Annotated in this window: 14 protein-coding genes; 8 read left to right on the top strand and 6 right to left on the bottom strand. The window is 51.6% G+C overall.

Annotation, left to right across the window (positions count from 1 at the left end; all coding sequences use genetic code 11):
• Position 1 precedes the first annotated feature (1 nt).
• Positions 2–1,873: an amidohydrolase gene (locus D5398_RS21875; protein ID WP_120509514.1), complete on the top strand. Its 1,872-nt coding sequence runs from the start codon at positions 2–4 to the stop codon at positions 1,871–1,873.
• 76 nt (positions 1,874–1,949) lie between these two features.
• Here the strand turns inward: D5398_RS21875 and afaD are convergent, their stop codons facing one another.
• The 3 genes from afaD to D5398_RS21860 form a co-directional block, all read right to left on the bottom strand.
• The gene (gene afaD, locus D5398_RS21870; RefSeq protein WP_120509513.1) at positions 1,950–4,088 is read right to left on the bottom strand and encodes an AfaD family invasin; all 2,139 of its coding nucleotides are present in this window, start codon (positions 4,086–4,088) and stop codon (positions 1,950–1,952) included.
• A complete protein-coding gene (locus D5398_RS21865) occupies positions 4,063–6,579 on the bottom strand; it encodes a fimbria/pilus outer membrane usher protein (protein WP_120509512.1) in 2,517 nt (838 codons plus the stop codon). Before D5398_RS21865 ends, afaD begins: the two co-directional genes overlap by 26 nt.
• A 70-nt stretch (positions 6,580–6,649) precedes the next feature.
• Complete coding sequence (locus D5398_RS21860) at positions 6,650–7,402, bottom strand: fimbria/pilus periplasmic chaperone (protein ID WP_120509511.1); 753 nt, start codon at positions 7,400–7,402, stop codon at positions 6,650–6,652.
• 870 nt (positions 7,403–8,272) lie between these two features.
• On the opposite strand from D5398_RS21860, the gene D5398_RS21855 reads away from it, so the two are divergent.
• The 7 genes from D5398_RS21855 (at position 8,273) to D5398_RS21825 (ending at position 14,839) form a co-directional block, all read left to right on the top strand.
• Complete coding sequence (locus tag D5398_RS21855; protein WP_120509510.1) at positions 8,273–9,061, top strand: histidine phosphatase family protein; 789 nt, start codon at positions 8,273–8,275, stop codon at positions 9,059–9,061.
• Positions 9,062–9,598: 537 nt separating this feature from the next.
• The gene (gene rbsK / locus D5398_RS21850) at positions 9,599–10,816 is read left to right on the top strand and encodes a ribokinase (RefSeq protein WP_119824074.1); all 1,218 of its coding nucleotides are present in this window, start codon (positions 9,599–9,601) and stop codon (positions 10,814–10,816) included.
• 39 nt (positions 10,817–10,855) lie between these two features.
• The gene (locus D5398_RS21845) at positions 10,856–11,779 is read left to right on the top strand and encodes a dihydrodipicolinate synthase family protein (protein ID WP_119824072.1); all 924 of its coding nucleotides are present in this window, start codon (positions 10,856–10,858) and stop codon (positions 11,777–11,779) included.
• A 296-nt stretch (positions 11,780–12,075) separates the two neighbouring features.
• Entirely contained in the window at positions 12,076–13,365 is a 1,290-nt protein-coding gene (locus D5398_RS21840) for an MFS transporter (protein ID WP_120509509.1), read from the top strand.
• A gap of 148 nt (positions 13,366–13,513) precedes the next feature.
• Entirely contained in the window at positions 13,514–13,891 is a 378-nt protein-coding gene (locus tag D5398_RS21835; protein WP_120509508.1) for a CidA/LrgA family protein, read from the top strand.
• A gap of 5 nt (positions 13,892–13,896) precedes the next feature.
• Complete coding sequence (locus D5398_RS21830) at positions 13,897–14,580, top strand: LrgB family protein (protein WP_415838495.1); 684 nt, start codon at positions 13,897–13,899, stop codon at positions 14,578–14,580.
• 34 nt (positions 14,581–14,614) lie between these two features.
• The gene (locus D5398_RS21825) at positions 14,615–14,839 is read left to right on the top strand and encodes a hypothetical protein (protein WP_119824065.1); all 225 of its coding nucleotides are present in this window, start codon (positions 14,615–14,617) and stop codon (positions 14,837–14,839) included.
• 200 nt (positions 14,840–15,039) lie between these two features.
• On the opposite strand, the gene D5398_RS21820 is transcribed toward D5398_RS21825, so the two are convergent.
• The 3 genes from D5398_RS21820 to D5398_RS21810 are packed head-to-tail and all read right to left on the bottom strand — an operon-like array spanning position 15,040 to position 17,792.
• Positions 15,040–16,038, bottom strand: a complete 999-nt coding sequence (locus D5398_RS21820; RefSeq protein ID WP_120509507.1) for a FecCD family ABC transporter permease — start codon at positions 16,036–16,038, stop codon at positions 15,040–15,042.
• Positions 16,035–16,991, bottom strand: a complete 957-nt coding sequence (locus tag D5398_RS21815; RefSeq protein ID WP_120509506.1) for an ABC transporter substrate-binding protein — start codon at positions 16,989–16,991, stop codon at positions 16,035–16,037. Before D5398_RS21815 ends, D5398_RS21820 begins: the two co-directional genes overlap by 4 nt.
• A 15-nt stretch (positions 16,992–17,006) precedes the next feature.
• Positions 17,007–17,792 (bottom strand): ABC transporter ATP-binding protein, encoded by a 786-nt coding sequence (locus D5398_RS21810; RefSeq protein ID WP_415838493.1) that lies wholly within the window; start codon positions 17,790–17,792, stop codon positions 17,007–17,009.
• Positions 17,793–18,425 lie beyond the last annotated feature (633 nt).

The raw sequence follows: 18,425 nt of genomic DNA, 5'->3' as shown, positions 1-18,425 counted from the left end.
AATGACAAGTTTTGCTTCCCTGATCCTGATTAATGGCAAATTTCACACCGTTGACCGGGAGAAACCCCTGGCGAACGCGGTGGCGATTAAAGACGGCAAATTTCTTGCTGTCGGTACCGAAAATGAAGTGATGCAGTTTGCGGATGCCTCCACTCAGGTGGTGGATTTACACGGTCACACGGCGGTTCCCGGTCTCAACGATTCGCACCTGCATCTCATCCGCGGCGGGCTGAATTACAATCTGGAACTGCGCTGGGAAGGCGTGCCGTCTCTGGCCGATGCGTTGCGGATGCTGAGAGAACAGGCGCTGCGCACGCCCAGCCCGCAATGGGTACGCGTGGTCGGTGGCTGGACGGAATTCCAGTTTGCCGAACGCCGGATGCCAACGCTTGAAGAAATCAATCAGGCAGCACCCGACACGCCAGTGTTTATCCTGCATTTGTACGACCGCGCCCTGCTTAACCGCGCCGCGCTGAAGGTGGTCGGTTACACCAAAGACACGCCGAACCCGCCGGGCGGCGAAATCCAGCGCGACAGCAACGGCAATCCGACCGGTATGCTGATCGCCAAACCGAACGCGATGATCCTGTATTCGACGCTGGCAAAAGGCCCGAAATTGCCGCTGGAGCAGCAGGTGAATTCCACCCGCCAGTTTATGCGTGAACTGAACCGTCTCGGCCTGACCAGCGCGATTGATGCGGGCGGCGGCTTCCAGAACTACCCTGAGGATTATCAGATTATTGATGAGCTGCATCAGAAAAATCAGCTAACCGTGCGCATCGCCTACAACCTGTTTACCCAGCGGCCACAGCATGAGCTGGAAGATTTTGAACTGTGGACCGATATGCTCAAACCGGGACAAGGCACCGACTTCTACCGCCACAACGGCGCGGGCGAAATGCTGGTGTTCTCCGCCGCTGACTTTGAAGACTTCCTGCAACCGCGGCCGGACCTACCGCCGGGTACCGAGGTCGAGCTGGAGCGCGTGGTGCGTCATCTGGTGGAGCACCGCTGGCCGTTCCGCCTGCATGCCACTTATGATGAGTCGATCAGCCGTATGCTCGATGTCTTCGAAAAGGTGAATAAAGACATTCCGTTCAATGGATTGCACTGGTTCTTTGACCATGCGGAAACCATTACCGAGCGTAATATCGAACGCGTGAAAGCGCTGGGCGGTGGCATTGCGGTTCAGCATCGCATGGCGTTTCAGGGGGAATATTTCGCAGACCGTTACGGTATCGAAGCCACTAAACATACGCCGCCGGTGGCGAAAATGCTCTCCGCCGGACTGCCGGTCGGGCTAGGCACCGATGCCACCCGCGTGGCCAGTTACAACCCGTGGACCGCGCTATACTGGCTGGTTTCTGGCCGCACCGTCGGTGGTATGGCGATGTATGACGATGATGCGCGCATTGACCGCGAAACTGCGCTGATGCTGTGGACGCAGGGCAGCTCCTGGTTCTCCAGTGAACAGGGAAAAAAGGGGCAGATCAAAGCCGGACAGCTGGCAGATCTGGCGGTGCTTTCTGAAGATTTCTTCAGCGTGCAGGAAGAACGCATCAAGGGTATTGAATCGGTGATGACCGTGGTGGACGGCAAAGTGGTTTACGCGGCAGGCAGTTTCTCACCACTCGCCCCGCCGGCAATCCCGGTTCTGCCGGACTGGTCACCGGTCACCAAAGTGCCGGGCCACTACCGCTCTGCCCCGCCAGAAGGTGCGGCGCGCGTCGGGCTGGTTCGTCAGGCACATCAGTGCGCCGGTCCGTGTGGCGTGCATAAACACAGCCATGACATCGCCCGGGGGGCCGATGTTCCGGTCTCCAACGACAACGCCTTCTGGGGCGCGCTGGGATGTTCGTGCTTCTCGTTCTGATCCGTTCGCAATAATATACCCAAGGCCTGCATTGCAGGCCTTGATGCTTAAATTAAGAAATGAATTCAACGCCGTGTTAGAGAAAATACTTCTTCGACAAAGACATGAAATCGGTAAATGTTAAACACTGGCTTAAATGATCGATAACGTCGTTATCAAGAATATTCGTTAGGTAGTCATAAATGATCATACTATCCACAAAAGCATCCTCACTAATGGCCAGCATAAACACCAACTTCACTCTTTTCCCCTCATCCCACTCAATACCTTGAGGGAATATTGCCACCGTGACCATTGTGCTTAAGGCCACCAGCCCCAAAGGATGAGGGATGGCAATTTTGTCATCCAGTAATGTAGATGCCCTCTCTTCTCTTTCCATGACCGAGCTTAAATAATGCGGATTTACCCTCCCCTTTAATTCTAACTGCGATGCCAGAAAGCGGATGATTGACGACTTCGTCGGGTTGGGGTTATCGAACACAAAAAAGTGTTCTGCAGAAAAATAATTCACCGTTGCGGCGGGGGGAATGGTTTCATCATTTAAAAAATATTTCATATTCTCCAGTTGCCACCTTTCTGGCAAAGGAGGCAGACTGATCACTCGTTTATTTTTTTCCTCAATGTCCACAAAACTGATGACAATGTCATTTTCAACATTGCCCATCGCTTTGTATTGCTCAAGCGAAATACACTTTGCAATAACAATGTGCGGGTACATCCTGACTATTTTCTGGCAAACCATCCTGGTCGACGCTTCACCCTGTTCGTTGACGATTAAAGCAGTGATCCTCCTCCCCTCGTCTTTCAACTGCGTCTCTTCGAGGATGGCACCGATATGCATGACGAGATAGCCAATCTCATCATCACTGATCGTGTTCGAAAAAAAGAGCGGTTCTACCTCACTGAAAGCAGCGAGCGTCAACTCATACATCAGCGGATAGTGACGTTTGATTTGGTCGATCAGCGGGTTAATCATGGTGATGCCATGATTAACCCGTAGACGCATGGCTTTAATGTGTCGGAGCAAATTTTGACGCGACATCTCGTTATAACGAACATCGAAACACCAGGACGCACTGATGTACGTTAAAAAATGGTTCATTACCGCGTGCTCAGCGTCGTACAGTGAACCCTCAGAAGCACTCTCGTTCGACACGGCACAAAATGCGGTGAGATTCATCGCCATAAAATCGATTTCACTTTGCAGTAAAACCGTCACTTGCCCCGCCAGCAGCAGGTATAGTATGTCCGATGCCACGGTTTTTATCCTGGGCGCACAGTCGGTAAATTCATAATCGAGCAACCAACTTCCCCGGATAATACGCTCGCAAGCAATAGCACAAATCAAGCTGAAAAAGCGTAAATTGACATCACTGATCACGACATCATGTTTAACAAAGTAGTCAGTGAGCGCCACTTTAATAGTGGAAAGAGGCGTTAACGAACCAAAGACATCCTGATAATCCTCGTCGACGTCTTTAGAACCGAGCAAGTGGTCGTATATGCACCGACGAACCGCTATTTCACTCCCCGCGAGGGTAAATTTATCGGCGCCTTCAGTCACAATACTCAGCGCATAGGATGCAACATGCCGTTTAAGCAAAGTAATGTCATTTCGTAAACTATAGATGCTGATAAACCATGTTGCCTCGAGTTCCTCCAGTGAGATTTCCGCCTCCTGGCGCAAAAGGGCAGACAGTAATGTCCTGCGACGTTCGACGGTTGACCGTTTTTCTTTCCAGGGCCTTTGCGACAACTCAAGCAACGTGTTGTGCCCGGCCTGATTGTCCACACGAATTGAGTACCCTTTTTTTCGATCGTAGATGAGGCTGTTACCATCAGCCAGCACCTGGAGGGTTGCGGAGGTTTCACTGCTGTTAAGCATCAACCCCTTCCCACCTTGCGTGTCTGTCTTCCAGTCCTGCCCCTTCAGGCGGACATGCAGTATCTGATTCGACGCATTCTTCCCCGTAAGCGCATAGCGTTCCGGCTCCCCATTCACCCTGGGCACCTCACTCCAGACCTGGAAACCGCAGTGATTATCGAGATAAGTGATACGTACTTGCGCGAGCAACATGCCATCCTTCAATCGCCCTGCCCGCATATTCTCTGTCACCCGTATATACAGTTGCGGGGCCGTTGCCTGCACCACGGACGCCCACATCAGGGCACAGGCGAGCAACGTGACTCTACTGGTGGTACGAAACCGTTTCATTGCCTGTTCCTTCTCTGCAGACCGCCGTCATACGATAGACCCCGCCTGGACCGACCTGCGCCGGCAAACGGAGTGGCGCGTGGCAGGCGTGTCCCGTCCATCTCACGTTGAGTTCCCCCTGCCCCGATAAGCCCGTCAGATAGGCCTCTCCTGCGTTACCCACCACGCCGCTTCCGCCAGCCTCTCCCTGAAGGGAAGCCAGTGCGCCAAAGGGTATCGGGCGTCCATCCGTCTGTTTCAGGGTAATCAATGCCCGCGCTCCGCGTCGCGTAGCAAAGCGGGCGGGTATGACGGCCCCGGCAGTGGGCACCACCTTCACATCCGTGGTGGTGATATCCACGCCCAATTGCAGCGTCAGGGGGTTCACGCTGACCGTATTTTCCTGATAAGGCATCAGGTATGCCTGCGTGGTGTAACCCCGAAAATCTGTTCGTACGCCGGAGAATCCGCCGACACCCACACCTGCCGCACCCGGTGCTTCAACAAGGGCGACCGTGTCACCCAGCGGCTGACTGAGCGTCAGCCCGTGACGGTGGATAACCATACCGCCATCGAGCTCGGCCCCCATCTGGCGGTAACTGCTCCCGTAGCTGTAGTTACCTGAAAGCTGCCCGTAGGCTCCACTCCAGGCGAGGTTGATTGCCCCGTTATCCCGATCACCTGTGGTATCCGGCCGGTACTGCTGGCTGACGTCCCAGTGAAGCTGGCGGTCCAGCACATTCCCGCTGAGATCGACTGAATGGGTATCAGAACCTGAAGACGGATGAGTCAAGCGGTAAGAGACCGCGGTGTCACCGCCCATCCAGCGACGCAGCGGTACGCTCAACCACAGGCTGGTGACGCGGTCAGTTTTGCCCTCCTTTAATGAGTGAACATAGCGGCTCTGCGACCAGTTCAGGGAAAGTGTCATATCCCCGATGGGTACGGAATAACCCGCATTCACCGTGGTGTCGGATCCTGAACGTTTACGATAGCTTTCTCTGTACCCGCTAAAATTGAGATACCCCCAGCGCCCCAGCCCCTGACTCACTGTCAATCCGGTTCGACTTTTTCGCCGGGTATTATTCGATCCCCAGCCCTGCTGATTGTCATCCCGCCAGGTGTCCAGGACGTCCGACAGAGTGTTGTATCCGTCCTGGTCGTATCGATAGTCCGTCAGCGTCATCGTGGTATCGGTTGTTACTAATTGCTTGCTGTAGCGCATCCTTACCGAGCGCCCCCGTTCATTTTGCTGCTGCCAGCGCTGCCCCTGACTTTCCGTCACGTCGACCGATACCGCTCCCCAGTCGCCAAACGCCACGCCCATTCCCAGAGAGGCAGACTGAAAGTGCTCCGCAGCCTGTGCGCCACCGTAAGCCGTGAGATCCCAGGGCAGGCCGTACATCACGGTGGCTTGCATCACCTGGGCGTCATTCACACTGCGATCGGACGACCGGTACTGCCCGGCCATCAGCCCATAGCGCAGGTAACCGGCTTTCACCGCGATTGCCGGGGTTTGAAACGGCACAATAAACACCTGTGGTTGCCCGTCCGTCTCCCACACCGTCACTTGCAGTTCGCCTCCGGAACCGGTCGGACTGAGATCGGTCAGCGCAAAGGGACCTGGGGCGACCACCCGGTTATAGATGGTGTAACCGTTCTGCTTCACTTCCACGCGGGCTTGTGTCCGGGCCACTCCATGGACCACCGGGGCATACATGTACTGGCTCGAGGGCACCATGTTGTCATCCGACGCGAGCATCACGCCACGAAACGGCACGCTGTCAAAGATATCCGCTGCCGTGTAACGGTCTCCGAACGTCAGGCGGCTGCGAATACCATTAAGTCCCCGTTCTGCATACGTGCTGATGGTTTGCCAGCGTCCCGGCTGGACGCCGGTGCGCTGCCATGTTGTGGTGTTTCTCAGCCGCCATGGACCGAAGTTGGCGCCAGGGGACAGCTGTAAGTAATGATCTTCTTCTACCTCTCCTGCCACTCCCCGGGACTCTAGTCGGGTCGTGCTGGCCTGGTAATTAAGCAGCAAAGCGGGCACGCCGTCGTTCCAAAGGGCCTCCGGAGCTATCCCCGACAGCACCGGCCGGAGGTAAATCTGAGGAATACTCAGTTGCAATGTCTGCGTATTGAAGTTCAGCTCCGCTCGGGCTCCGGGGATAGCATCGAGAAGGAAGCAGTGCCCCCCTTCTCGCTCACCTGACGGGAAACCTTCGACCTTGACGCCATAGGCGGAAAGTTGCGCCCTGCTCAGGCAGGGCTTCAATTGAGAATGACCCGCTGGTGTAAGCACTTGGGTAAACATGACATCCCGATTGTCCACCCGATCGCCGTTGAGCATGATATCTACGGTGTATGTCCCTGGCAGTTGCCCACCCTGTTCAAACAGAGAAAGATCGGTTTGCTGCTCCTTACTGTCTACCAGTGAAGGGTTGAACCGATATAATCCTGCTCGCCCCTGAGGAACACTCACTATCGCCAGAAGACTGAGGGATAACATGTGATATTTGCGTCCCACCGCTTATCCTTAATGTGTGTCAGTCTGTGGAGCCTTTAGGGGGAAAAGTGAATTATTGTAAGGCGGCAGAAAACTCACGGCTTTCTCCTCCATAATCAGTCACCAGCGTCCAACGCACCGGGCCCTCGGTCGGATGTTCGGGGAGCTTTAGTCCGAGATGGCCCATCGGCGGCACATACCCAGGTGCGCCGATCGATGTTGTCCCTAGCCGGACAGATTTTAAGTTCATAAAGAAAGGGGTTGGGTTATTGACCGTCAACGTGGTGCCGGACCGATGCCATGTCAGGGACATCGCCTTATCGACGGGGTCACCTTTTAAAGACGCTGGGCGGACCAGCAATTTTAGACAGGAGGTAACCCGAAGTTGTGTTAACAGCGTGGCCTGCTTTGCGGGGGCGGCCTTGATGACCTTGTCATCTTGTGCCCAAACGGCGTTGGGTTCAGGGGGAATGCCGGTAAGACACAGCCAGTTCAGCGACTCCTTATCTGACGGCCTGAGATCTCCAATACTCACCACCTTCAGGCGGTTCTGTTGGTGACCGTCAAGACGAAACAAGGGCGGTGTAACGATAAAGGGTGCCTTGTTTTTTTTGTCCGCCTGCCATACCGCTGATTGCACTAGCATGGGATAAGACTGGGGGTTAATCACTGTCAGAGTGGCGCCAGCAGATCCCGGGGTATAAATCACACGCGTTGCCCCGGTCTCCACTGAAAAGGTTTGTAACTCCTGCTCTAACGTCACTTCGCTAGCTTGTGCAAAGGTCGCTAACAGGACCGCTCCTGCGGTCAACACTCGCCATGTCATCTGCTCTGTCCTTATTCGTCTCGACCGGTAGGGAGTTTGCCAACCTATCCAGATCTCACCTCAAGTTCAGATGGCGTAAACGCCACATTTTAAATATCGAGAAGCCCCGCAAGCCCCAAACGCATTAAATAGTGTGTCAGGCTGTCTTTTCAGGGCTGTAATACGCGAAACCGGTATGTCCAGAAAAGAGGCTTCCCACACGATATGATGATCATAAATAGCTATCAATAATAGATATCTAATTGATATTAACTATCATATGTAGCCATCTCTATCGGTGAAAAACGCGGAAAAATGATACGTCTTGATTTACATCAAATGCTTAAATTAAATATCTTCATGCGCCCTGTAATGGGTCAACAATAGCGTGCGACGCCCTCATCGGGAGTGATGCTCACCCGAGGGTGATATCTGTACGCAGCACAATTTTAACTCGTCGTGCTATATCCCCGGGTTATTCATAACGGCGATATATTTGTAATAGTCACAGAAAGAGGAATACAGAATAATCTGTGGATTCAAAGCGTGGTTAGCGAAAATTCCTATCCGAGGTTATTATTAGTTGTTTTTTTTCAGCGATAACATTTTTTAGACACAAGTCTTCTATCACTGTAACGAAGAGGCAATAGAATGAGAATATCTACATAACCAGACATCATAAATAACCTGGCAGTGATTGAGGTCAAACCTTCTAAAATTATCTGACGGAGCGAAAGGCTGCGCCAAATTTTCACGCTTAACGCCAGGAAAATTAAACTATGCGCGTGAGAACATTTCATAATGTAACATTATCTATTATGTGAACCACCTCATATTATTTAAATGTAAAACCGGCCTATATTTCATTTTTTCACAAGGAAGTAAGACGACATGAGAAAATTACACGCAGTGTTAACCTCCCTACTCCTCATTTCAGGCAGTGCTTTGGCACAAATCCACGACAATCAGAAAGGTGAGGTGGATGTCTATTTTGTGCGACATGGACAGACGATATTTAATCAATATGATCGCGTACAGGGATGGTCTGATACTCCCCTCACAACTGAAGGCACAGAAGTGGCACGCGCATTCGGCGTGGGGTCCCGAGCCATCGATTTTACTCAGTATTACTCAAGCGATCTCGGGAGGCAGCGTGAAACACTGGCGTTAATTATGCAGGCGCACCACAGTAAGCAGATGCCCACCGAATTAGAGGATCTCCGCGAAGTATTTTTTGGCGGCTTTGAAGGATTATCTAATGAAACAATGAATAGCGCAGCAGGTCAGGCGTTAGGATTCCATACCCATGATGAAATGACCTTGCTTCGCCAACAAGGGAAAATGCCACTTACCCAACTGGCCGACGCGATTCATAAGGCCGATGAGAAACAAGATGCGGAGACGGCACTTCAGGTAAGAAATCGGATGCAAAGAGCCCTGTATTACATGGTAGCAAATGCGCTGGTTCATCATGACAGAAATATCCTTGCTGTTTCATCGGGTATGTCAATCGGTATTATGATTTCAGATATGACAGACAGCCCTTTAAAAAATAAAGGCATGGGGAATGCCGCAGTCGTAAAAATTGAATATCGTGATGGTCAGTATAACGTCAAGAATATCGGTGATATGCATTTTGTTAATGATGGGATGAAAGTCATTAAAAATGACAGGCAATAGAGCCTCACTTTTAAAGCAGGTTATTTCGGCCACACCCAGTGAACATTGGCAGTAAAGCTATTCCTCGAGTAAGAAGGTTCGATTATTCTATCTGGGATCAGGCGAAAGCAATACCAATCCGATAAACGTATAGCGAAAAACTATATGTTTATCGCGAGCCACAAAATATATAATATCGTATCCGTACATATTAAGGTCAGAAGAAGTTCTGATCGTGTTGACTATTTCTTGCCTCCTGACCTTATTGTTCCGCCCTGCGAAATGTCTGAAGTCGCATTTGTAAATGGATTGATATAGTCGTTCGGTAATTTTCTCCCTGTTAGATTCAAGGCCATGGTCACGGTAGCTTAACCTTCAACATACTCCCTCCATCCCTTCATTTGTTCGTCCCGAGGACATTCTTATCACCTGAAACAGACGTCTCCCGAGGTCCGTCGTTTTTTGTTTGTTTTTGTTTTGACCGAAGCGAATAGATTTCAGTCACATTCTTAAAAGCCATCGCGCGCTTATTCTTATTTCGCCGTTCAGGAGGTTTCAATGTTTTTACAAGAAAGACGACAGCAGATCCTCGCCTGGTTGAATCAACATGAAAGCATCACTGTCAACTGGCTGGCACACACCCTCAATGTCACCAAAGAGACTGTCCGCTCAGATCTCAACGCCCTCGCGCAACAAGGTCTGGTGCAGCGATGTCATGGTGGCGCCCTGATTGTGCGCCGCAATATGCAAGCACCATTAATCAGTGAAATGAGTGAGAGTTTCGACGTGCTTCTGCAACGGATGAAAAACCCGCGTACGCAGCGTCCGACTCGATATAAGGGAGAGAAAATGGCAGGTAAGGTTTGTATTCTCGGATCTTTTAATGTGGATATCGTCGCTAAAGTGGCACGTTTTCCAAAGGGAGGTGAATCGCTGATGGCCCTAGGAAGTACGTTGGGGCCGGGCGGGAAAGGGGCAAATCAGGCGATGGCGGCCAGCCACGCAGGGGCCATCGTCCACTTTGTGTCGAAAGTCGGCACGGATCAGTTCAGTCAGTTTGCCTTTGATCACTTATCAGCCTCAGACATTCATTCGTTCAAACTGTATCAGACAGACGAAGAGCCGACCGGCAGCGCCATCATTTATGTCTCCCAGGAAGATGGTGAAAACATGATTGCGATTTACTCGGGGGCAAACAAAACGATTACCGACGCGGAGATTGCGGAGCTTACGCCGGAACTGGCGCAATCTGACGTGCTGCTGGTACAGCTAGAAAACAACATTTCCGCTACGCTGAACGTCCTCAAGCTTGCGCAAACGTTGGGCGTTCGGGTGATCATGAACCCTGCGCCATTTTCCCGTGACGTACTGTCTTGTATGAACTTTATCGACATCCTTACCCCCAACGAAACCGAAGCCTCGTTACTTTCAGGGATTGAAATCACAGACCTGGCCAGCGCGAAAGACGCTGCGCTGGCCATTGTTCAGCTCGGTGCCCAATGCGTGATCATCACCATGGGCTCCCAGGGTGCATTACTTTATGACCAACGCCAGTTTCAGCATATTTCGGCTTTCCCGGCGCTCAGCGTCGATACCACCGGCGCCGGGGATGCGTTTAATGGTGCGTTAGCCGCGGCGCTTGCCGATGGGCAAAGCATCGCTCAAGCCGCGACATACGCCTCAGCCTTTGCCTCATTGGCGGTTGAACGCGAAGGCGCATCCAATATGCCCGATCGTGAGCAGGTCCTGACGCGTCTGGCTCAGCGAAGAATCTAACATTTACTACCGCGGCCAGAGCCGGGGAGAGGAGAATAAATGAAACCGATAGAAGGCATTGTGCCTGTGATGTTAACCCCTTTCACGCCAGACAATCAGATTGATTATCCCGGACTGACCCACTTAATTAACTGGTATCTGGCGAAAGGTGTCGATGCGCTGTTTGCGGTGTGCCAGTCAAGTGAAATGCAATTTCTGACGTTGGATGAGCGCGTTGCCGTGGCTGAATTTGTCGTCAAAGAGGTTGCAGGTCGCATCCCGGTGATCGCATCAGGCCACATTAGTGATGATCTGGCGTGCCAAAAAGAAGAACTCTTAGCCATGTCGCAAACGGGCATTGATGCGTTGGTGTTGGTGACGAATCATTTGGATCCAGAAAACCAAGGCAGTGAGGTTTTTTATTCCACCCTCAATACCCTACTTGAGACATTACCCTCGGACCTCCCTCTCGGATTATATGAATGTCCCGCCCCCTATCGTCGTTTGCTGACCGATGAAGAATTCCGTGTTTGCGCTCAGAGCGGGCGTTTTGTGGTGCTCAAAGACGTCAGTTGTGACTTGGCCACAGTATCGCGTCGCGTCGCGATCGCAGCAAACTCCCCCCTTAACGTGATCAATGCCAATGCCGCGATTGCGTGGCCAGCAATGTTAGCCGGGGCAAAAGGGTTCAGTGGTGTATTCACCAATTTTCATCCCGAGCTTTACTGCTGGCTTTACCGCCACGGAGCCGGCCAGCCCGAGAAAGCACAGGAATTGTCGCTGTTTCTGTCCCTCAGCGCCGTCACTGAAACGCTGGGATACCCGAAAAACGCAAAAATCTATCATCAGCATCTTGGCACTTTTAAGAGCGAATTCTGCCGAGCGAATAAAGATGACGTCCTGGAAAAATTCTGGGGACTCAGTGTGCTTTTGGCGCAAATCCACCAGGGCAGCGAGCTTTGGGGCAAAAGGATCGTAGAGTAATTCACTGAAATGGGGTGGCGGACACTGCCCCATGACGTGCCTTCCTATGTCCACTCGCTAACGATATACGCAATAACGATGATTATTTAGATCGCTTCACTCCGGCGAGGGAAACGTGTGCCCTGCATTCCCTGAGTGAGCGGTTTCTGTGGGGGTGAAATGTCTCCCACTCACTCTTTGAACATCGTGTTTACGCCGAATAGGCATCGCGCTGATTTCAAGAACGCGATCATATCGCGGTGACGCAAAGCGGCCATCAAACCCTATTACCGTCAGTTTGAGCAAGGAGCTTCTTTATGAGTACCTCTCCAGTCGTTGTGAAAGCCACAGCGGGCGCTATCCCGAGCCCGCACATCAGTCGATTACGCTGGGTCATCATCCTGGTTTTATTGCTGGCGGCCATTGTAAATTATCTGGATCGCGCCAACCTGAGCATCGCCAACACCACCATTGCCGCAGAATTTGGATTCTCTAAAACAGAAATGGGCCTGCTTTTATCGGCCTTTTTATGGCCTTACGCGCTGGCAAATTTACCGGCCGGCTGGCTGGTGGATAAATTTGGTCCTAAACGCATGTTCTCAGCCGCGCTCTGTTTGTGGTCGGGTTTCAGCGTGCTGGCGGCCTTTGTAAACAGTTACAGCTTTTTCTATGGGCTGCGCATGATGCTCGGCATTTCCGAATCGCCGTTTTTCACATCAGGCATAAAGATTATCCACAGCTGGTTTGGGGAAAATGAACGGGGTTTGCCCAGTGCCATCATTAACACGGGTTCGCAGATTGCCAATGCCATAGCGCCCCCCATTTTGACGATTCTTCTGATCACCTTAGGCTGGCGGGGGATGTTTGTCGCCATTGGTGTAATGGGCGTGCCGCTGTTATTCGCGTGGTGGAAGTTTTATCGGGATCCTGATGCGCGTGAATACGCACTGTTGCATGCAGGCCATGCGTCGATCCCACAAAGAGGTGAAAATTCGAAATCCAGTTGGGGAGCTTTGTTCCGCTACCCGGCGACCTGGGCCATGGTGATTGGGAACTTCTCCATTATGTTCACGATTTGGGTCTATCTGACCTGGCTGCCGAGCTACCTGGAAACCTCACTGGGATTTAGCCTCAAAGCGACCGGGTGGATCGCCTCTATTCCTTTCCTCGCCGGTATTCTTGGCGTCCTGGTGGGCGGACTCATTTCCGACACGTTAGTGAAGCGCGGATTTGCGGCTATCACCTCACGAAAAATCCCCATTGTGCTGGGAGCCTTGCTGGCAGCCTGTTTTGTTGCGCCTATTCCGTTTGTTTCCAGCACGCCTGTCGCGATTGGCCTTCTTGCCTTGGGATACTTCTTCTCCCAGATGCCACAGGGTGTTCTCTGGACATTAGCCAGCGATATTGCGCCAAAAGACCAGGTGGCCTCCCTCGGTGCGATCCAAAATTTCGGTGGTTTCCTCGGTGCCGCACTCGCACCGATTATGACCGGTATCATCCTCGATATGACGGGAAAATTTACGAATGTGTTTTTACTCGGCGCGGCTCTGCTCTTCATGGGTGCCCTGAGTTACGGTCTGTTTGTCCGACGTAAAATCACCGTTTAAACCCCTAGCTGCGTGCAGGGGCATACCTGGCCCGCCCATCCAAAACATTCCAAAGTGGAATGTTTTGGATTCTTTTTATTCATTTATAGAATGATAGGGAAAGTGATAAGCTTTCTGCAACTTCTTTCCAGAACACGTCATCATTTTTATGATAAATACATGTAAAACCTGTATTCAGGTTGTTTTTTATATTCTTTTATTTTTACTCTCCGTATTTATCGTGGAGACATTATCGATACCCTTGCCAGCGAATATTGTCGGTATGGTGATTTTATTTGTCGCGATGCTTACGAAGGTGATCCCCGTACGCTATGTGAGACGGGGTTCATCTTTACTGCTTTCAGAAATGCTGCTGTTCTTTATTCCTGCCGTCGTCGCCATTATCAATTATTTCGACATTCTTGAGAATGAGGGAATCCGAATTCTAGTGGTTATCGTCCTTAGCACCACGATTGTATTATCGGCTACGGCTTATATTGTAGATAAAGTCTTTAAATATGAATTACGGAAAAGAGAAAAATGCTAGGACATATTCAGAAAGTGCAGCTACTCTGCCTGGTTGTCACATTTGTGATTTATATTTTAAATAAAAAGCTCTATCAAAAATGGCATACGTTACTCTTTATGCCTTTGGTTTTTACGCCCGCAATACTGGTAATTTTCGTATTGACCATAAAAATTTCCTGGGCTGACTATTCTGCTGAGTCTTACTGGCTGGTGTGGTTGCTGGGGCCGGCGACCATCGCTTTTGCGGTCCCTGTTTATGAAAATATGGCGATGATCCGCCTGCATTGGAAATCCATTGCCGCAGGCGTTGTGACGGCCTTGGTCCTGGCTGTCACCAGCTCGGTATGGTTGGCGCGTTTATTTTATCTGCCGGACCTGGTGCAACGCAGTTTGGCGGTACGTTCAGTGACGACACCCTTTGCACTTGCTGCGGTGAAGTCGTTCGGCGGCGAGCCTAATCTGGCTGCCTTTTTTGTGGTATTGACGGGTGTCGTGGGCGTGGCCGTGGGTGACGCGATTTTTCTGCTGCTATCTATTCGGCATGCTGCCGCAAGGGGTGCAGGTCTGGGCGGGGCATCGCATGGGGCGGGCACCGCGAGATCTTATGAAATGGGAAAAGAAGAAGGGGTGGTAGCAAGTCTGGTGATGATGTTTTCCGGTGTCTGCCTGGTAGTGTTCGCCCCCCTCTTTTTACGATTACTGTTCTGATAGGAATTCACACTAAACCGATGAGGCTATGGATATGGTTGACTTCGAAACATTAAAAAACAATGCATACTGGCTCGAAAAGAAAGGGTTATTTCGCAGGGCGATCCGCGCATGGCAGACCATTGCCACCACCCAGAGATTTGAAGATTGGCAACGCAATATCGCCTGGAACTCACTAAGGCGCTTATCCTATTTCCCTGAAAAAGACAAACCGCAGTCACCCCTCCCCCAGAAACCTTTAGATAGACATAGATATTAAGTCACCCTTCATAAAGAATAGGGTTACTTTTAAGATAACAATAGTAAAAGTATTTATTTAATCATTTCCCCTCAGCTTGCTGTTAAATAAATGGGCATGCTTTGCGATGGGGAACTTTTTCACAGGGGGTTAAACATACTCCCTGTCACATTTGCATTACTTTTATCGCCTCACACCGTATGAGCATGTCCTTTTAAACATTATTTCCCTCGTATGAGCATAGAAATAATAAAAGCGCCCCCGACACCAGCAGTAATGATGCCGACCGGGAGTTCCTGATTTTGTATGAGACTGCGACTCAGGATATCTCCCCCGGTTAACAAGATTGCCCCAAATAAACCGCATATCGGGATGACAATACTGTGCCTCACGCCGACAACGCGTCGCGCCAGATGAGGCACCATAAGGCCAACAAATCCAATCACCCCCGTCAGGGAGACGAGAAACGCCGTTGAGATCGCGCAGCAAATGAATGTCTCCGTTCTTAAACGCGAGACGTTCACGCCCATAGAACGCGCGGTTTGTTCGCCCGCGAGCAGGCTATCGAGCGAACGCCAGCGACATGCCGTAAAGACCCCGAGCATGAGCAGACTTAAACACGGGATAAAGAGGTTATCCCATCTCGCCAGACCCAGACCGCCAAGGGACCAAAATAAAGCGGAACTTGCGGCACGCTGATCGCCAGAGAAAATCAGATAGCTCGTCAGTGCGCTGAAGAGGAATGAAACGGCAAGGCCGCACACAATGAGCTGTTCGGCGCGCCGTATCCGGCTCACTCGATACATTATCATGACCGCCAGAGCGGAAAGTATGCCCCCCGAGAAGGCTGATATCGGCAGCGTCATGTCCCCCAGCACGTCGCCGAAGCGGGTGATGACGAGAACCGCTCCGGCGGAGGCACCTGACGAGAGACCGAAAAGAAACGGATCGGCGAGTTCATTGCGTGCCGTCGTTTGAAGTAATGCACCGGTGATGGCCAAACCGGCGCCGGTCAATATGGCCAGTAAAGCCCGGGGCAAGCGCAAATCCATGACTATCGTATCGAGCATGCCTGGCAGATGACTGCCACGCAGTATTGCGTAAACCTCATGCCATGACAGCGCGACACTTCCGAGCCCAAGGCTCAAAAACAGCAGCCCCATCAGGATTAACGAGAAAAGCGGAACAATCAGCGCAAGCCGCTTTGCCACGCTGCTCATGGATGCTCCGGGGCGTAAAGCGCGTGAGCGAGCTTTTGTACAGCAGGGATATTGGCAGGACCGGGTGTCAGCTCAGCGTACTGTAATTTAAGATAACGATGTTGTCTCACAGCCGTCGTTTGCTTCATGAGCGGGTGATGCTCCAGAAACTCTCGCAGCGAGGGTGCACCTGCACCGTTCTGATAGTCCAGGAGGATAATCAAATCAGGATCTGTCGTCGCGACGGTCTCCCAGGACGTGCTTGTCCATCCGGAGGGAAGCATATCCATCACGTTTCGGCCACCCGCCGCTTCGATGATGGCCGTCGGCATCGCGTATTTGCCACTGGTGAAAGGTTTATCTTCCCCAGAGTCATACACGAACACTTTCAACGCAGGGCTGCCCGCAGGTTTCGCAGGTAGCGCCGCCAGTTGTTGCTTCCAGTTATTGACCAGCGCGCGGGCTTCTTCTTGTTTATCAAACAGGGTACCCAGCGTCAGTTCATCCTGATAAAGCAGGTCCATACTGACTTTCTGGGGACGTACGCCGGCCTGTATGCAGCTTTCACTGAGTACGAGGGTTTTAATGCCAAAAGGGGCTAATTTTTCTGGCGTCACGTCCCCGCCGATTTTCATGCCGTAATTCCAGCCGGCAAAAAAGAAATCGGGTTCGGCGGCGACTAATGTTTCCAGCGAAGGGTATTTTGGCGCCAGTTCCGGAAGGGTACCCATGGCTTTGCGGAATGCCGGCGTCAGCTTGTACCAGCCGGTGATACCGGTTAGCCCGACAATTTTATCCTGCAAGTGCAGTGCAAAGGCCATTTCGGCCATATTGATATCATTGATCACCGCGCGCTGAGGGGCGTGGGTGAAAGTGACCGGTTTTCCGCAGTTATCAATGATTATGGGGTATGACGTCGCGCTGACCGAAAAGCCTGCTGAAAGAAAGATAATGAGTAACCCTATTCGTTTCATTGTTGACCTCTATCCTTAAGAACCGCTCGGCACTTCAAAAACGCGCAACATTTTCCCTTCGTGGGGATGCGCGACACGGAAACTGTGCATGCCGAATACCGGGAAAATGACTTGGTTTTGCAAGGAGGACTCGGGAATATCATCACTCACCTGCTTTCCTTCGTTGAGCACCAGGATCCGGTCGGCGAATGCTTCCGCTGCGGTTAAATCATGCAATACCGCAATCACTGCGATATTTTTGCTTTTGACCAGCGAAAGCAGCGCTGTCCGGCCCGGCGGGTCAAGATGGTTGGTAGGTTCGTCCAAAAGTAAGATTGAGGGCGATTGTGCCAGCGCTCTGCCGAGGGCAGCACGTTGCCGCTGTCCACCGGATACCTCCCCCATCAGGCGGTGTTTGTACGCGGTGAGACCCATGTCCTTTATCACCTGCGCCACAATATGGGCGCCGTCCGAAGACGCGTATTGGCCGAAATAAGGCAAACGGCCGAGTGAGACATATTCTTCAACGGACAGACGAAAATCGGGGATGTCACTTTGTGAAAGAAACGCGATTTCTCTGGCACAGTCGAGAGCAGACCGCGTATTCAGAGGCTGGCCCCTGAGTAAAATGGTGCCGCTGTCAGGACGCTTTTCGCGAATGAGTGCCTGGAGAAGGCTGGTTTTTCCGCTTCCGTTTGGCCCAATCACCGCCATTTTCTCTCCCGCCCTCAGGCTGAAAGTTATATTATCCAGTATCAGGTTATGCTCAGGCGAGAGAAGGCTGAGGCCTTCCACCTCCAGCACAAATTCATCAGTCTTCATATCCTTCACTGCTCTCCTTTCCCCGTAATACCGGCCCTCTCTGCCAGGGTCCTTTACCGCCACCTGCAACACTGACCGTACCTCAACTGCACCGTCTGCCTGGGAGAACGGCAACTTCGTCGGTAGTCCCCCCCCCTTTTTCGCCGCATCGCGAGAAATGCAGACGCCAAAAAACCTGACGCTGTGTTCACGCTTCTCTTAATACAGTTATCATTTGCCACAAGTTAATGCAAATGATTATCATTACTATTTGATAAAATCCAAAGCAGTCCTCGACAACATGGGGGTTGCGCTCAGCGAAGAAGATGCTTGTGCACAGTTAGGCAGATGGCGGTTCAGTGGCGGGAGGTTTGATGGCCGTTCTGACCTGTTTTTTGCATGTACTGCACAGAGAACGGCGCCTGACGGTCTGCGGGATCACCGACTTATGCATCAATACCGCGTAGGTATCACGCCATGTCTTTCGGTGAGTGAGCTGTATCGCCAACATACGTTGGCAGCCCCAGATAGGCTGTATCCGGTAAACGCAGGGGCTTGTAAGAGGTTCCTCAGTGACGTCACAACAGCTAAGGATTACTGGCTCATAGGATTACCGGATTACCGGATTACAGAATCAATAATATAATCTTCTTA

Source organism: Rahnella bruchi (genome assembly GCF_003614975.1).
In the GTDB taxonomy this organism is placed as follows: Bacteria; Pseudomonadota; Gammaproteobacteria; order Enterobacterales; family Enterobacteriaceae; genus Rahnella; species Rahnella bruchi.
Note: the sequence above shows the minus strand (reverse complement) of the source record. Positions and strands in the feature narration are given on the sequence as shown.

Coding starts and splice junctions, on each gene's coding strand:
- D5398_RS21825 (WP_119824065.1), top strand. CDS start 14,615: ATGGTTGACTTCGAAACATTAAAAAACAATGCATACTGGCTCGAAAAG.
- D5398_RS21875 (WP_120509514.1), top strand. CDS start 2: ATGACAAGTTTTGCTTCCCTGATCCTGATTAATGGCAAATTTCACACC.
- D5398_RS21855 (WP_120509510.1), top strand. CDS start 8,273: ATGAGAAAATTACACGCAGTGTTAACCTCCCTACTCCTCATTTCAGGC.
- D5398_RS21840 (WP_120509509.1), top strand. CDS start 12,076: ATGAGTACCTCTCCAGTCGTTGTGAAAGCCACAGCGGGCGCTATCCCG.
- D5398_RS21845 (WP_119824072.1), top strand. CDS start 10,856: ATGAAACCGATAGAAGGCATTGTGCCTGTGATGTTAACCCCTTTCACG.
- D5398_RS21810 (WP_415838493.1), bottom strand. CDS start 17,792: ATGAAGACTGATGAATTTGTGCTGGAGGTGGAAGGCCTCAGCCTTCTC.
- D5398_RS21835 (WP_120509508.1), top strand. CDS start 13,514: ATGATAAATACATGTAAAACCTGTATTCAGGTTGTTTTTTATATTCTT.
- D5398_RS21820 (WP_120509507.1), bottom strand. CDS start 16,038: ATGAGCAGCGTGGCAAAGCGGCTTGCGCTGATTGTTCCGCTTTTCTCG.
- D5398_RS21815 (WP_120509506.1), bottom strand. CDS start 16,991: ATGAAACGAATAGGGTTACTCATTATCTTTCTTTCAGCAGGCTTTTCG.
- afaD (WP_120509513.1), bottom strand. CDS start 4,088: ATGAAACGGTTTCGTACCACCAGTAGAGTCACGTTGCTCGCCTGTGCC.
- rbsK (WP_119824074.1), top strand. CDS start 9,599: ATGTTTTTACAAGAAAGACGACAGCAGATCCTCGCCTGGTTGAATCAA.
- D5398_RS21865 (WP_120509512.1), bottom strand. CDS start 6,579: ATGTTATCCCTCAGTCTTCTGGCGATAGTGAGTGTTCCTCAGGGGCGA.
- D5398_RS21860 (WP_120509511.1), bottom strand. CDS start 7,402: ATGACATGGCGAGTGTTGACCGCAGGAGCGGTCCTGTTAGCGACCTTT.